Consider the following 15288-nt stretch of genomic DNA (forward strand, 5'->3'; position numbering starts at 1 on the left):
GCCGAAGAGACAGGCGGCGTTGTATCAATGTGAACGATTACTGAGCGGCGGCAATTGCATCGTTGCCGCGCTTGACAGCGTTTTCGAGCGCGGTCTTCGCGTCCTGTTTGCCGCCGAGCATGGCTTCAAACTCTTCGTTCAGAATATCGCGTACCTGCGGCAGGTTGATGAGGCGCACGCCCTTGGAGTTTTCGGTCGGGGCTTTGCCCATCATCTGCAGGATTGGTGTTTCGCGACCTGGATTCTTTTCATAGAAATCCGACTTCTTGGTTTCTTCGTAAGCAGCCAGCGTCACAGGCAGATAACCGGACTTTTCGTGCAGTTTGACCTGAATTTTGGTCTGCGAGAGGAAGTTGAAGAATTCTGCGACGCCTTTGTACTGTTCGTCGCTAAGACCGGCGAAGACCCACAGAGCCGCGCCGCCGGGGATCGTGTTTTGCGGACCATGGCCTTCATAGTAAGGCAGTTGGCCAATGCCGTAATTGATGCCCGACTTCACGACGTCTCCGAGACCGCCGGATGATTCAGTCAACATAGCGCATTCACCCGAGGTGAAAAGCTGCTTGGCTTCTGACGTACGGCCGCCGTAACGGAACGTACCGTCTTTCGCGAGATCGGCGATCGACTGGAAGTGCTGTATGTAAAGTGGTGAATTGATTTCAAGCTTTACATCGGTGCCGCCGAGACCGTTTTCATTCGTACCATAAGGAACGTTGTTCCATGCAGCGAAGTTTTCGGTCTGAATCCAGGTCAGCCACGTAGACGTGAATCCGCACGGCGCTGCACCACTGGACTTGATCTTTTTGGCAGCCTCGAAAACTTCCGGCCACGTCTTTGGCGGATTGTTTTCATCGAGACCAGCCTTCTTGAAGGCATCCTTATTGTAATAAAGGATTGGCGACGAAGAATTGTACGGGAAGGACAGCATGGTGCCATCCGGCTTCGAGTAGTAAGCGACGATGCCGGGCAGATACTGCGACTTGTCGAACTTGAAACCGCCCTTTTCCAAAACTTCAGCGGCCGGAACCATCGCACCTTCGGCGGCCATCATCACGCCGCTACCGGCGTCGAATACCTGAAGAATTGCTGGCGGCTGCTTCGAACGGAACGCGGCAATGCCGGCATTCAGCGTTTCAGGGTAGGTTCCCTTATAAACAGGAACGATCTTGTATTCGCTCTGGCTTTCGTTGAACTCTTTCGAAAGCTCATTGACCATTTCGTTGTTGGCACCGGTCATGCCGTGCCACCATGCCAGTTCCGTCTGGGCGAATGCCTGCGAACCGATGGTGAGGGCGAGGGCGCTTGTCAGCGCCGAAGTCGTGATCAGACGGATAAGCATGTTTCCTCCTCGAGTGTGAGATTGCGTGAACATTCGAGCTCTCCTTTTGAGTGGCTCAAAGTTCCGACATCTGCGTTATATTCATTGCACTTATATGAATGCAATTTTTGTCAAAGGATCAACCTTCGATTCTTCCAATGGCAGAATAAATTCGAAAACGATAGCGTTCAAAATGAAAAAAAACGAAAGGCAAGTGATAATCGTGGGGAGAACATGTGAATAGTCGAAGGTTCAAGAATGCCTCCCTACTACATCATCATATGATATTTGAAGCTCGGGATCGGGTGGATTGACCAATGCACAAGACTGAATTGAATATACGCTCTTCGAATCTGGTCGGCGGTTTTTTTGGATTATTTGCCGTGACTGTACCTCACATTTCCCAACTTGCTGACAGGTGAATTTATGCCGAGTGACGATCGCAAGAAAAGTCGCGTTACGCTTCTGGATGTGGCGCGCCATGCAGATGTATCACGCGCGACGGCTTCTCTTGTCATACGCAAAAGTCCGTTGGTGGGCGCGGCAACACGCGAGAAGGTGGAGAAGGCCCTGCGGGATTTGGGCTATGTCTACAATATGGGCGCAGCCAGTCTCCGTGTAGAGCGGTCGAATACGGTTGGTGTTATCGTACCGACACTCGGTAATCCGTTCTACGGTGAATTGCTTTCAGGAATAGACGGTGTTGTTGGTGAAGCGGGAATGGTTGTTCTCCTTGCAAACAGTCACGAGAATTTCGTGAACCAAAGCACCCTCATGCAGCGTATGCGCGAGCATGGTGTTGATGGTGTGATTATCTCGCTGACGGCAGAAACGGCACCGGAGTTCATCGAACAGATCGCCGATTGGGGTTTGCCCGTCGTGCAGGTGCTGCGTCATGTGACAGATCGAGTTGACTATGCAGGTGTTGATTATGCCGGTGGCATGCGGCAGGCGGTCAATCATCTGGCCATGCTCGGACACAAGGCAATCGCATTCGCTGTGCATGGCCCGGTTCACTCAGCATATCGCGAGCGTGTCGAAGGTTTTCGCGATGCGATGCAACAGCAAGGTCTCGATCCTGCGATGATCGTTCGCTTGCCGCATACGATGCCGGAAATTGCCAGTGCTGCTCCGCTTCTCTTTCAAGATGGTAGGAAACCGACAGCTGCGATCTGCTTTAATGACGTGGTTGCGCTAGGCCTTTCGGCGGGTCTTTACGATTGTGGGAGGAAAATTGGTGATGATTTTTCTCTTATCGGCTTCGATGATGTAAGCGATGCCGAAGCAACGCGCCCGCGATTGAGTTCCGTATCGACCCGACCTGTTACAGTTGGCCAGAATGCTGCCACATTGCTTCTTTCGCGTTTGGCAAATCCCGAAAAGCAGGCGCAACGGATCGTCAGTGAAACATATTTACAGGTTAGACAGTCCTGTGGACCGGTAAAAACTTCCGTCGTCTAATCCGAATTAATGATTGACGAATGAGGTTAAACGCATTTAGATCGATCTAAATTTATTGCCGCCGGGAGGAAAAGTCGGCAAAATTCGCGTACCGGGAGGTTCAGCATTGTATAATTTCAACTTCGCGCCTGTCTTCGCGTCGATGGATAAGCTGCTTGTTGGCGCATGGCAAACAATCGAGCTTTCATGCGCTGCCATGGTGCTAGGTCTGATCGTCTCGATTATCTGTGCGGTGGGTAAGACCTCCGGACCAAAGCCGGTGCGCTTTATCATCGATGCTTATATCGAAATCATCCGCAATACGCCGTTTCTGGTGCAGATTTTCTTCATCTTCTTCGGGTTGCCGTCCGCCGGACTGCGTATGTCGCCGAACAGCGCAGCGCTGCTTGCGCTGGTCGTGAATTTCGGTGCCTACGGTACGGAGATTATTCGGGCTGGTATTGAATCCATTCACAAAGGTCAGGTCGAAGCAGGGACCGCACTCGGTCTCTCCAAATTGCAGGTCTTCCGCTATGTCATCATGAAACCGGCTTTGCGCACCGTCTATCCATCGCTTACCAGCCAGTTCATCTACCTGATGTTGACTTCAAGTGTGGTCTCGGTGATTTCGGCAAATGAACTCGCAGCTGCCGGTAACGATCTGCAGTCCGCGACTTTTGCGAGTTTCGAGGTCTATATCGTAATCACCCTCATGTATCTTGTCATGTCCATCGGCTTCTCGGCTATTTTCGCGCTGATTGAGAAGCTGGCATTCAAATACCCTTTGAGCCGATAGGAGCAGACCATGATCAGACCTTTCGGCTGGAACGAATTTCTTATCATCGTCTATGCGGCGCAGTGGACCATTGCTCTCTCTGCCATTGCCTTTGTTGGCGGCGGTATTGGAGGATTGATTGTCGCGCTGATGCGTGTTTCCGAGGCTCGCGTTCCCCGTTACGTAGCGCTTGGCTTCATACGATTGTTTCAGGGGACACCGCTTCTGATGCAGCTGTTCCTGGTGTTCTTCGGCCTCAATATTTTCGGTTTGGGCATCAATCCATGGATTGCTGCGACAATCGCGCTGACATTGCATGCGAGCGCTTTTCTCGGAGAGATTTGGCGCGGCTGTATTGATGCAGTGCCGCCCGGCCAACGTGAAGCGGCGACGGCACTGGGGCTGCGCTACTATAATCGCATGCGCTACGTGATCCTGCCACAAGCAGCACGCATTTCGGTTGCGCCAACGGTGGGCTTTCTGGTGCAGCTCATCAAAGGCACTTCGCTTGCCGCAATCATCGGTTTTACAGAACTGACGCGACAGGGACAGATCATCAACAACGCAACATTCAGCCCGTTCATGGTGTTTGGCACGGTCGCGGCTGTCTATTTTGTCCTTTGCTGGCCGCTATCCATTTTGGCACGCCGCATGGAAACGAGGTTTTCTCGCGCTACAGCTCGGTAATTGGGGGCTTGGGGAAGATGGTGAGCATTCCGGTCAATGTGAAACGACACGGCGTCAGGGAATGCACTGAGAAATAGAGAAACGGTGCCGGCGAGGAGACCGGCCCTTAATAGGGAAGGAATAAGTATGACTATCACCAGACGTTTGGTTATGGCCTTGATTGGTGCGGGAGCTCTTGCAACGGTGCTGGCACCGACCGCATTCGCGCAGACTGTGGATGGCATCAAATCCGCCGGGAAAATCAAAATCGGTATGCTGGTCGATTTTCCGCCATTCGGTATCATGAACACCAGTAATGAACCGGATGGCTACGATGCCGATGTGGCGAAGTTGCTGGCCAAGGAGCTGGGTGTCGAAGCACAGATCGTACCGGTTACCGGTCCGAACCGTATTCCATATCTGCAGAGCGGACAGGTAGATGTTCTGGTTGCTTCCCTGGGTATTACCGAGGACCGCGCCAAGAGTGTTGACTTCTCTCAGCCTTACGCGGGCATTTCGATCGGCGTCTTTGGACCGAAAGATATTTCTGTCGCAAAACCAGAGGATCTATCCGGCAAGGCGATCGGCGTCGCACGTGCTTCGACACAGGACACAGCCGTAACCAAAGTAGCACCGAAGGATGCCAACATCCGTCGCTTCGATGATGATGCGAGCGCTGTGCAGGCTCTGCTGTCGGGGCAGGTTGAGTTGATTGGTCTCTCCAATGTTGTGGCTGCCGAGATCGAAAAGGCTGCTCCAGGTCGCTACGATCAGAAAATTCAGCTCAGTCAGCAGGTGCAGGGTATTGCAGTTCGCAAGGGCTCGACGGAAATGCTCGATTTCGTCAATAAGTTCATCGAAAAGGCGAAGAGCGACGGCGAGTTGAACAAGATCCATGAAAAATGGCTCGGTGCGCCGCTTCCGGATTTTGTTTCCCAGGCAAAGTAAGCTTTTGAATTCCGCCATGCCCGTTAATTGGCGGGCATGGCGATCCAGTCCACGAAAGTGAGTTTCTCGACATGAACCAGATGGCTCAGGGAAAAACAAATCGGCTGCCGCAGGATGCTTCGGATACTGCAGTGCTCATGCAGGGAGTGAATAAGTGGTACGGTACGTATCATGCACTCAGAGATATCAATCTGACCGTGGCTCGCGGTGAACGCATTGTTATCTGCGGCCCATCTGGTTCGGGGAAATCGACCCTTATCCGCTGTATCAACCAGCTGGAGACTATTCAGGAAGGGCGCATCGTTGTTGACGGCCTTGATCTGACCGCGGGCGGAAAAAACGTGGATACTGTACGGCAGGAAACCGGCATGGTTTTTCAGCAGTTCAACCTTTTTCCGCATATGACGGTTCTTGAAAACTGCACTTTGGCTCCAATGAAAGTGCGCGGTGTTTCAAAGATTGAAGCTGCAAAGACCGCGCGTAAATATCTTGAACGCGTTCGCATTCCAGAACAGGCAGATAAATACCCGGCTCAACTGTCCGGCGGGCAACAGCAGCGTGTGGCGATTGCCCGCGCGCTTTGTATGAATCCCAAGATTATGCTTTTCGATGAGCCGACTTCGGCACTCGATCCTGAAATGGTCAAGGAAGTTCTGGACACCATGATTGATCTGGCGAAGGAAGGTATGACCATGCTTTGCGTTACCCATGAAATGGGTTTTGCACGACAGGTGGCAGACCGCGTCATCTTCATGGATCAAGGCCAAATTCTGGAAATGGCCGAGCCGGAGGAATTTTTCGGTAATCCGAAACACGAGCGCACAAAGGCCTTTATCGGCCAGATTTCCTGATTGCCTCCAATAGATTAGTAATGGAGTTTGAAGTGACGAACGAAGTTCTGCTCATCGAACCGATGATGCCGTTGATTGAAGAGCAATTAGACGCAGCTTACAAGGTGCTCCGGCTATACAAGCCGGAAGACAAAGCGGCGATTGATATAGCCCTAGGCACTATCCGTTCTGTTGTTACTGGCGGCGGAACAGGGCTTTCCAATGAATGGATAGAGCGTCTGCCGTCGCTCGGTCTGATCGCTATCAACGGTGTTGGGACGGATAAGGTCGATCTTGCCTTTGCACGGGATCGCAACGTGCATGTTAGCACCACGCCGGGCGTTCTGACCGATGATGTTGCCGATATTGGCATTGCTCTTATGCTTGCGGTAATGCGCCACGTCGCGACGGGCGATCAATTTGTGCGGGAAGGCAGATGGGCTGGCCGGGAAGGGTTCCCTCTTGGGGTCAGCCCCAAGGGTAAGCGTATTGGCCTTCTGGGGCTTGGTCAGATCGGGAAATCATTTGCGCGTCGTGCGGAAGCATTCGGCATGGAAGTGCATTATTGGAACCGCTCGCCTGTCACTGACACGAATTGGATTGCGCACGTCACTCCTGTAGAGCTTGCGCAACAGAGCGACGTGCTTGCGGTTTGCGTCGCGGCTAACCCGTCAACAGCGAATATCGTTAACGCTGATGTTCTCGCGGCAATTGGAAGCAAAGGCTATCTAATCAATGTGGCTCGCGGCAGTGTCATCGACGAGGATGCGCTTTTGGCTGCTTTGAAAAATGAGGTTATCGCCGGTGCCGGCCTTGACGTCTTCGTTAATGAGCCGACGATACGAGAGGATTTCCTGACCGCGCCAAATACGGTTCTGATGCCGCATCAGGGTAGCGCAACGGTGGAAACACGTGTCGGAATGGGCGAGCTCGTGCTCGCCAATCTTGCAGCATATTTTTCCGGTGATGTTCCGCCGACCAAGGTAAACTGAGTTATTCCCATGATTGTCAGACAGGCCTTTTTTGAAGGCACTATTCATGCTGGGCGCGAGGATGCGTTCAAAGCTTATGTCGCTGATACCCTTATGCCGATGTGGCTCGCTTTTCCGGGTATCAAGGAAGTGCGTGTTCTTTACGCTGTTGAACGCGACGAAGGTGCGCCAGCTTATCCCATGGTGCTTTGGACCATGTATGACAGTAAGGAGGCCTTGACAGAAGCACTTGCCTCACCTGTCAGATATGAAAGTCGGGAGGCCACGAAGGGCCTCCTGGAAATGTTCGACGGTCATATACATCACCACGTTTTCGATCTCGCTTTTCAAGGGTGAGATCGCACGCGGTTAGGCGCCCCATGTCCGCTCAAGGACATTGATCCAGTTCCCGTGAGCCAGCTTGACGATGGAAGCATCGTCATAGCCGTGCTTGCGGAAGGCGTCTATGACGAGCTGGAGGTCGCCAACATCGCGAAGTGTCGAAGAAATCGTGGTGCCGTCAAAATCAGATCCCAGAGCCAAGTGATCAATCCCAATGCGATTGACGATATAATCGGCATGGCGGACAAGCTCACCCAGATCCGTATTTGGATCGCGTTTTCCATCTTCCCGCAAGAATGATACGCCAAAGTTAAGTCCGACAAGTCCGCCGGTATCGCGAATGGCGTCGAGTTGTTTGTCGGTCAGGTTGCGGCTTTGCTGGCAAAGCGCGTGAGCATTCGAATGCGACGCCACAAGCGGTGCATCGGAAATAGCGGCTATGTCCCAGAAGCCTTTCTCGTTCATATGAGAGAGGTCGACCATCACCTTGAGTTCGTTGCAGGCGCGAATGAGCGCTTTGCCATGATCCGTTAGGCCAGGACCAATGTCAGGCGATGCCGGAAACCGGAACGGAATGCCATGGGCAAAAATATTTGGACGGCTCCAAACAGGCCCCAGCGTTCTCAGGCCAGCCTCATGCAAAACATAAAGAGCATCAAGGTCTTCGTTAAAGGCCTCTACGCCTTCGATATGGTAGACTGAAGCGAAAATTCCCTTGGCAAACGCGTCGCGAATATCCGCTGCCGTACGACAGATCCGAACCTTGCCTTCGGACGCCCGTTCGATTTTCAGAAGGATCGCCGACATGGCGAGGGTTGCTTTCATCGCATCCGTCTGGCCTGGCGTCGCCAGATTGCCATTGGCGTCGAGTTCTCGTGAAGGTGAAGGCACATATACTGCACACAGACCGCCGCCTAACCCGCCTTTCTGCGCGCGTGGAAGGTCGATATGCCCGACATTTTCTCCTTCGAGAAAGCGCTTCTCGGGCGCGGAGGCATCCGACGACCATAGGCGCAACAGCACGTCGTTGTGACCATCAAAAACCGGGATCTTCTGTTCGGTTGCCATGGGGAAAACCTTTTCAAATCAAGTCTAGTATTTGAGAGAGGGGTGATGAACCCAAGCGAGAAAAATTGCAAATGCGATTTCGGTCACTCGATATGACTACCCTGCATGAAGGGCGATTCTTTTATGTAAAAGCTCTCTTTTAGTTTGTCCTCATGCAAACTCTGCATAGGGAGTGCAAAATTCTGCATTGGCCCGTGCGTTGGCTGACGTGATAGCGGGAAGATGGAAAAATATATCCGGAGATAGAGCGCCCTCGATACGGCTCCCAATTTAACGGGGTCCTTCCAAAGGCGCTGCAAGAGGAGCTCATCAATGATTTCAAGACGCGGTTTTCTGGCAGGCGCAGCTGCCATTCCTTTCCTGTCCTATGCCAGCATTTTGCCCGCTATTGGAGCCGCACGTCAGGACATTCTGGTTGTGGCCCAGCAGCTCGACAATATGACCAGCCTTGATCCGCATGAGAGCTTCGAAGCCGTCGGCAGCGAAATCTGCAACAACATGTATCAGCGGCTGGTGCATCCAAGCCTTTCCAATCCAGATCAGGTGGAAGGTGGTGTAGCCATTTCCTGGGAGGCTGATGCCGACGGCAAGGTCTTCACCTTCAAGATCGATCCAAACGCAAAGTTTGCGAGCGGAGCACAGATCACTGCCGAAGACGTCGCTTTCTCGCTGCAGCGTGCGATCAAGATGAATAAGGGACCGGCTTTCATTATCGGCCAGTTCGGTTTCACACCCGAGAATGCTGAAAAGAGCATTGTTGCAACCGATCCTGCGACGTTGACCCTGACGGTCGAGCAGTCAACATCACTGCCATTTCTGTTGTATTGCCTGTCGGCAAGTGTTGCCAGCATTGTAGAAAAGAAAACCGTTCTGGAGAATGCCTCCGGTGACGATCTCGGTAACGGCTGGCTTCAGAAGAACAGCGCAGGTTCGGGTGAATGGGTTCTCGTTTCCTGGAAGCCGAGCGAAAGCATTATCCTGAACGTTAATCCACATGGCGCCTATAAGGGCAATGTGAAGCGCATCCTTCTACGCCATGTTGCGGATCCGTCTTCGCAGCTCCTCATGCTCCAGAAGGGCGATGTCGATATTGCCCGCAACTTGACGTCCGAGCAGTTGCGTGTTCTGCAGGGTAATAGTGATTTTGAGCTCGTCACGAAGGCAATCGCTGGTATTGGTCTGATGTCCCTCAATCAGAAGATCGAAAAACTCACTAATCCAAAGCTCTGGCAGGCAATCAAGTGGGCCATCGACTATCAGGGCATCCAGAAGAACATCGTTCCGCTGACACACAAGGTTCATCAGACCATCATTCCGGAAGGTTTCCCCGGTGCGGTTAACGAAACTCCGTTCCAGAAGGATCTGGAAAAGGCCAAAAGCTTGATGCAGGAAGCGGGTCTTGCCGATGGCTTTTCCATCAAGATGGATCACTATTCCGCTCAGCCTTGGCCGGATATTGCGCAGGCCATTCAGGCAAATCTTGCTGAAATCGGAATCAAGGTCGAACTTCTGGCCGCAGAGAACCGTCAGGTCCTCACCAAGATGCGCGCTCGTGAGCACGATATTGCGCTGACCGCTTGGGGGTCTGACTATTTCGATCCGAACACCAATGCCGACGTCTTCTGTAACAATCCGGACAATTCGGACAATGCGGCTACCAAGCCCTTTGCATGGCGCTCGTCCTATCAGAATGAGGAATTCGCGAAAAAGTCGATTGCGGCCCGCGATGAGCGCGATTCAGCCAAGCGCATCGAGCTTTATGAGAATTTGCAGCGTGAATTCATGAACGACAGTCCGTTTGTTGTGATGCTTCAGACCGTCACTACAGCGGCCTGCCGCAAGGAGATTACCGGAATGCGTCTCGGCGTCCTGTCCGATTCCCACTCCTATGCAGGGATCGCCAAGGCGTGATGAAAAGCCTCAAGAACCTGACCGGTATCCTGAGCAGCGTGTTGATCACGCTGTTCGGGCTTATGGTCATTACCTTCATGATTGGCCGCGTTATGCCGGTCGATCCCGTTATTGCTGCTGTGGGCGACAACGCGCCTGAGGCGGTTATTCAGCGTGTTCGCGCGGAAATGGGCCTTGATCAGCCGCTTGTGGTTCAGTTTGTGCATTATATTGGACAGGTGCTGCACGGCGATCTCGGCAATTCTATTCTGACCCGCAATCCGGTGACACAGGATATTGCGCGTTATTTTCCGGCAACACTGGAGTTGGCAACGGCTGCGCTCATTGTTGCTGCGCTTATCGGTATTCCGCTGGGTGTGTGGGCGGCTGTCCGGCAGGGTTCCATTGTCGATCAGACGATCCGCGTAGTTTGTCTTGCCGGTCATTCGGTTCCGGTGTTTATGCTGGCCCTGATTTCGCTTCTGGTCTTCTATGCGACGCTCGATATCGCGCCAGGACCCGGACGCCAGGACATCATCTATGAAGGCATGATCCCTCATATTACTGGCCTGCTCACTATCGATAGTCTCATCGAGGGCGACTGGGACGCATTCTTGGATGCGGTCTATCATATGATTCAGCCGGTCCTGATCCTCGCTTACTTCAGCATGGCGTATATCACACGTATGACCCGCGCCTTCATGCTCGATGCGCTCAAGGGTGAATTCGTCATTACGGCGCGTGCGAAAGGCTTGTCGCTGACGTCTGTCATCTGGAAGCACGCTTTCCCGACCGTTGCCGTGCAACTTGTGACGGTGCTGGCGCTGACATATGCGGGCTTGCTGGAAGGCGCTGTCGTGACAGAAACCGTCTTTAGCTGGCCTGGCCTGGGGCAATATTTGACCGTCTCGCTGATGAATGCCGATATGAACCCTGTCGTGGGCGCTACGCTGCTCATTGGCGTTATCTATGTCGGGCTCAATCTGCTGGCCGATATCCTCTATAAAGTTATGGATCCGCGTGTCCGATGATTTTTGCCAATTTTCATAACTGGGCGCTGGATGACTCGCCCGCTTCCCGCTCTCAGGCCAACTGGGGCAGGCGCTACCGCATCTGGGTCAACCTTCGAGCTAATCCGCTCGCGATGATTGGGCTCTTCATCATCGTTGCATTCGTTGTCCTGTCGTTGGCCGCGCCATTGCTGGCGCCATATGATCCGAGTGTACAGGATCTCGGCAACCGTCTGTCTGCTCCAACCGCAGAGCATTGGTTCGGTACTGATGAACTGGGTCGCGATATTCTTTCGCGCATTCTTTACGGTGGTCGCGTAACCCTTGGAATGGTTATCGCCGTTGTCGTTCTCGTTGCACCAATCGGACTGTTTATTGGTTGTATCGCCGGGTATTTCGGCGGGATTGTTGACACTGCGCTGATGCGTGTCACGGATGTCTTTCTTGCGTTTCCCCGGTTGATCCTGGCACTTGCCTTCGTGGCTGCGCTGAAACCAGGTGTTGAAAGCGCTGTTCTGGCGATCGCGCTGACTGCATGGCCTCCCTACGCACGTCTTGCACGTGCGGAAACCATGACCCTGCGCAAGAGCGATTTCATTGCGGCCGCCAAGCTGACTGGAGCATCGCCTTTCCGCATCATTCTGCGTCATGTCATGCCGCTTTGCGTGCCGAGTGTCATCGTGCGCATCACACTCGATATGAGCTCGATCATCATCACTGCTGCAAGTCTCGGATTCCTCGGCATGGGCGCGCAGCCGCCGTCGCCGGAATGGGGCGCGATGATTGCCACTGCCAAGCGCTTTATCTTCGAACAATGGTGGGTTGCCACTATTCCCGGCATCGCGATCTTCCTCGTCTCCCTTGCGTTCAATTTCCTTGGCGACGGTCTGCGTGACGTGCTCGACCCGAAGCAGAATTGAGAGAACAGATGCTGGTTGATATCAAAAATCTGCAGATCAGCTTTGAAACTCGCACCAGTCGGTTCGATGCTGTGCGCGGGATTTCGCTTCAGCTTGGTCGCGAAAAACTCGGCATCGTCGGCGAAAGCGGTTCGGGAAAGTCTTTGACTGCGCGTGCCCTCATGAAACTGCTGCCGCCAATCGCTGAAGTGAGGGCCGACAAGCTTTCCTTCGATGGTATCGACATTATGTCGGCCACGGAACGTGGCATGCGTCAGATACGTGGCAAGCGTGCAGGCTTCATTCTTCAGGATCCCAAATATTCGCTGAATCCGGTCAAGACGATCGGCGTGCAGGTGGCAGAGGCGTGGCGCACCCACAAAGGCGGTAGCAAACGTCGGGCGATGGACGCTGCCGTTGATCTGCTCGATCAGGTCATGATCCGTAATCCCCGCGACGTTGCGAAGCTATATCCGCACGAAGTTTCGGGCGGTATGGGGCAACGCGTCATGATCGCCATGATGCTTGCACCCGATCCGGAACTGCTCATTGCAGATGAACCGACATCGGCATTGGACGCCACTGTGCAGGCGGAAATTCTGCGCCTGATCGACGATTTGGTTTCCAAGCGTGGAATGGGGCTTCTGCTTATCAGTCACGATCTTCCGCTCGTGTCTCATTTCTGCGACCGCGTTATGGTTATGTATATGGGCCGTGTCATGGAGGAGTTGAAAGCTTCCGAACTCGTGCGAGCTGAGCATCCCTATACGAAAGGGCTTCTCAATTGCATTCCGTCGCTCATGCATCCCCGTGATCGATTGCCGGTTCTCAATCGTGAAGAAAGCTGGCTAAGTTCATGATAGATATTGATCAACTCCGCATCAGTTTCAGCGAGCGGGAAGTCGTCAAAGGTGTGTCTTTCAATGTTGAGAAGGGCGGTAGTTTCGGTATTGTTGGCGAAAGCGGCTCCGGCAAATCCACTATTCTGCGCGCCATGGCTGGCCTCAACGAACAATGGAGCGGCCGTATTGCGTTCGATGGCAAGGACGTTGCCCAAAAGCGCACGCCCGCCTTTTTCCGTCAGGTACAGATGGTTTTTCAGGATCCTTTTGGATCCCTGCATCCACGCCAGACAATTGATCGCATCCTGAGTGAGCTTCTGCTGGTTCATGGTATCGGGAATATAGACAAGCGTATTGAAAAGGTGCTTGACGAAGTTGCGCTGCCGAAAGCTGCGCGGTTTCGTTTTCCGCACCAGCTTTCGGGTGGCCAACGCCAGCGCGTAGCGATTGCTCGCGCTCTGATTGCGGAACCGGAAGTTCTGCTGCTGGATGAGCCGACATCGGCACTCGATGTCTCGGTACAAGCTGAAATTCTCAATCTTCTCGCGGACTTGCGCGCGGAAAAGAATCTCACTTATGTGCTCGTGAGCCATAATCTCGCAGTGATCGCACATCTCTGCCCACGGGTGGGCGTTATGCAACATGGCGAGATGGTGGAACAGCTCAGTGCCGAGGATTTGCGTACCGGGCGAACGACACATCCGCATACCACAGAATTGCGCGCACTAAGCGTCAATCTGGAAGAACCTGCCTGACGGAGTTTTCATGTCAACCCATGCTGACTGGAACGCGGCATCACTTGCCGCGAAAGTCTTTTCGAGAACCTGGGCCAAAAATGAACCGGGCGGCGTCATTGTCGGATTTGACCCTGACGGTGTAAAGTTTGCTTATGCGGGCGGGCTCGAAAGCCTGTCTACCGGAGTGCCGTTCACGGCCAATACGGTCGTACGCTATGCGTCAGTCACGAAACATGCATTCTGTGCGATGGTTCTCAAGCATGGTGACGTTATTGGCTTGGATGACCGGCTGGGCGATCATCTGCCAGAGTTGCAAAATCCGCTTGCGGACATCACGGTCGGTCGAGCGCTCGACATGACCGGCGGTCTGCCAGATACGCGGGAATGCCTCACGCTTCTTGGCTTGTCCGTTTATACGGAAACAGACGCCGATCAGCTTCTGGATTATCTAGCCTCCCTCAATCGTCTCAATTTCGACGCGGGTTCAGAGATTTCCTATTCCAATACCGGTTATCGTCTGGTGGAGGCCGCGCTCGAGCGGAAGGGCTTTCGCTTCAATGATTTTGTGAAATCGGACATTGCGGGATCTCTTGATATCTTCATGGAAGCACCGGACGTTTGGAATGATCCGGTTGCGGGCCTTGTTCCCGGTTACTGGAAATTCGGTGAAAAATGGCAGCTCAGTTCCGCTGGTCTGCATATTTCGGCGTCAGGCAGCTTGACTGGCAGTGGTATGGCGCTGACCAAATGGGCGCAAGCACTCGTTAATGGCGAGGGTACGTTCAAAGGCTTGCTCGATGAGCTGTCGGCTGACCGCCGTCTTTCTGATGGGCGAGTAACCGGTTACGGGCTGGGGCTGCGGTGGAACGAAGTGGGTGGTAAGCGTTTCGTCGGGCACGGTGGCTCGCATCCCGGTTACAAGAGTTACTTCCTGCTCGATCCAGCTGCGAAGACCGGCATGATTGTTGTTTCAAACCGTGAAGACTCCAATACCTATAAGATGGCGCGGGACTGCATGGCTGCTCTCAACGGTTTGTCGTTGCCAGAAGCCAATTGCACCATCCCAGATGGGCTGTATGTGGCGGAGAGCGGGCCGTTCTGGCTGGAAATGAGCAATGGCATAGCCAACTGGCTCGATTCGGAGGACACGCTTTACGATATCGGCGATGACCGGTTCTCGTCCCTGTCGCCGTCTTCCCCTGTTGAACTTCGTTGGACAGGCACCGAGCTGGAAGGCGAAATTGGATACGTGTCTCGCCGATTGAAGCCAGTGGTACCGAAACCGGTATGCAGGGAACTCGACGGTCATTGGCGGGCAGCGCCTTATGGCGCCAGTTTTGATATTAAGGACGGCCATCTCATCATGGGCATCGGACCTACACGTCGTGCCATGCCGTTGGAAGATCTCGGTCAGGGGCGTGCGCTCTTCACGCTGCATGATGGCCCATGGGCCAAGCGCGTCTGTTTGCATAAGCTTGACGATAATCGCGTTGAACTGGTGCTAAGCCGCAGCCGAATGATTGAATACGTCCGTTAATCCGGGCAATCCTAG

At 53.5% G+C, this 15288-nt stretch carries 15 protein-coding genes; 13 read left to right on the plus strand and 2 right to left on the minus strand.

Annotated features, from left to right (window positions below; translation table 11 throughout):
• Positions 1-37: 37 nt before the first annotated feature.
• Complete coding sequence (gene ugpB, locus CQZ93_RS19295; protein ID WP_181153435.1) at positions 38-1339, minus strand: sn-glycerol-3-phosphate ABC transporter substrate-binding protein UgpB; 1302 nt, start codon at positions 1337-1339, stop codon at positions 38-40.
• A 405-nt stretch (positions 1340-1744) separates the two neighbouring features.
• Between ugpB and CQZ93_RS19300 the strand changes: the two genes are divergently transcribed.
• The 7 genes from CQZ93_RS19300 (at position 1745) to CQZ93_RS19330 (ending at position 7305) form a co-directional block, all read left to right on the plus strand.
• Positions 1745-2779 (plus strand): LacI family DNA-binding transcriptional regulator, encoded by a 1035-nt coding sequence (locus CQZ93_RS19300; protein WP_105544185.1) that lies wholly within the window; start codon positions 1745-1747, stop codon positions 2777-2779.
• 106 nt (positions 2780-2885) lie between these two features.
• On the plus strand, positions 2886-3554 hold the full coding sequence (locus CQZ93_RS19305) for an amino acid ABC transporter permease (protein WP_105544186.1): 669 nt from the start codon (positions 2886-2888) through the stop codon (positions 3552-3554).
• A 9-nt stretch (positions 3555-3563) separates the two neighbouring features.
• Entirely contained in the window at positions 3564-4220 is a 657-nt protein-coding gene (locus CQZ93_RS19310; protein WP_105544187.1) for an amino acid ABC transporter permease, read from the plus strand.
• 126 nt (positions 4221-4346) lie between these two features.
• A complete protein-coding gene (locus CQZ93_RS19315) occupies positions 4347-5147 on the plus strand; it encodes a transporter substrate-binding domain-containing protein (RefSeq protein ID WP_105544188.1) in 801 nt (266 codons plus the stop codon).
• Positions 5148-5218: 71 nt separating this feature from the next.
• A complete protein-coding gene (locus CQZ93_RS19320; protein ID WP_105544189.1) occupies positions 5219-5998 on the plus strand; it encodes an amino acid ABC transporter ATP-binding protein in 780 nt (259 codons plus the stop codon).
• Positions 5999-6018: 20 nt separating this feature from the next.
• The gene (locus CQZ93_RS19325) at positions 6019-6969 is read left to right on the plus strand and encodes a 2-hydroxyacid dehydrogenase (RefSeq protein ID WP_105544190.1); all 951 of its coding nucleotides are present in this window, start codon (positions 6019-6021) and stop codon (positions 6967-6969) included.
• Positions 6970-6978: 9 nt separating this feature from the next.
• Positions 6979-7305, plus strand: coding sequence for an EthD domain-containing protein (locus tag CQZ93_RS19330; protein ID WP_105544191.1), 327 nt, complete (start codon positions 6979-6981; stop codon positions 7303-7305).
• A 12-nt stretch (positions 7306-7317) separates the two neighbouring features.
• Here CQZ93_RS19330 and CQZ93_RS19335 read toward each other — a convergent pair whose 3' ends face one another.
• Positions 7318-8358, minus strand: coding sequence for a dipeptidase (locus tag CQZ93_RS19335; RefSeq protein WP_105544192.1), 1041 nt, complete (start codon positions 8356-8358; stop codon positions 7318-7320).
• Positions 8359-8670: 312 nt separating this feature from the next.
• On the opposite strand from CQZ93_RS19335, the gene CQZ93_RS19345 reads away from it, so the two are divergent.
• From CQZ93_RS19345 to CQZ93_RS19370, 6 genes are read left to right on the plus strand one after another with little or no spacing between them, the layout of a single operon-like run.
• On the plus strand, positions 8671-10269 hold the full coding sequence (locus CQZ93_RS19345; RefSeq protein ID WP_105544194.1) for an ABC transporter substrate-binding protein: 1599 nt from the start codon (positions 8671-8673) through the stop codon (positions 10267-10269).
• Positions 10269-11279, plus strand: a complete 1011-nt coding sequence (locus CQZ93_RS19350; protein ID WP_105544195.1) for an ABC transporter permease — start codon at positions 10269-10271, stop codon at positions 11277-11279. The genes CQZ93_RS19345 and CQZ93_RS19350 overlap by 1 nt, the downstream gene beginning before the upstream one ends.
• Positions 11276-12178, plus strand: a complete 903-nt coding sequence (nikC, locus tag CQZ93_RS19355; protein ID WP_105544196.1) for a nickel transporter permease — start codon at positions 11276-11278, stop codon at positions 12176-12178. Before CQZ93_RS19350 ends, nikC begins: the two co-directional genes overlap by 4 nt.
• Positions 12179-12186: 8 nt before the next feature.
• Complete coding sequence (locus CQZ93_RS19360) at positions 12187-13017, plus strand: ABC transporter ATP-binding protein (RefSeq protein WP_105544197.1); 831 nt, start codon at positions 12187-12189, stop codon at positions 13015-13017.
• The gene (locus tag CQZ93_RS19365; protein ID WP_105544198.1) at positions 13014-13754 is read left to right on the plus strand and encodes an ABC transporter ATP-binding protein; all 741 of its coding nucleotides are present in this window, start codon (positions 13014-13016) and stop codon (positions 13752-13754) included. Before CQZ93_RS19360 ends, CQZ93_RS19365 begins: the two co-directional genes overlap by 4 nt.
• 10 nt (positions 13755-13764) lie before the next feature.
• Complete coding sequence (locus CQZ93_RS19370; protein WP_105544199.1) at positions 13765-15273, plus strand: serine hydrolase domain-containing protein; 1509 nt, start codon at positions 13765-13767, stop codon at positions 15271-15273.
• The last annotated feature ends 15 nt before the right edge of the window (positions 15274-15288 follow it).

It is taken from the genome of Ochrobactrum vermis, from assembly GCF_002975205.1.
GTDB classification, from domain to species: Bacteria; Pseudomonadota; Alphaproteobacteria; order Rhizobiales; family Rhizobiaceae; genus Brucella; species Brucella vermis.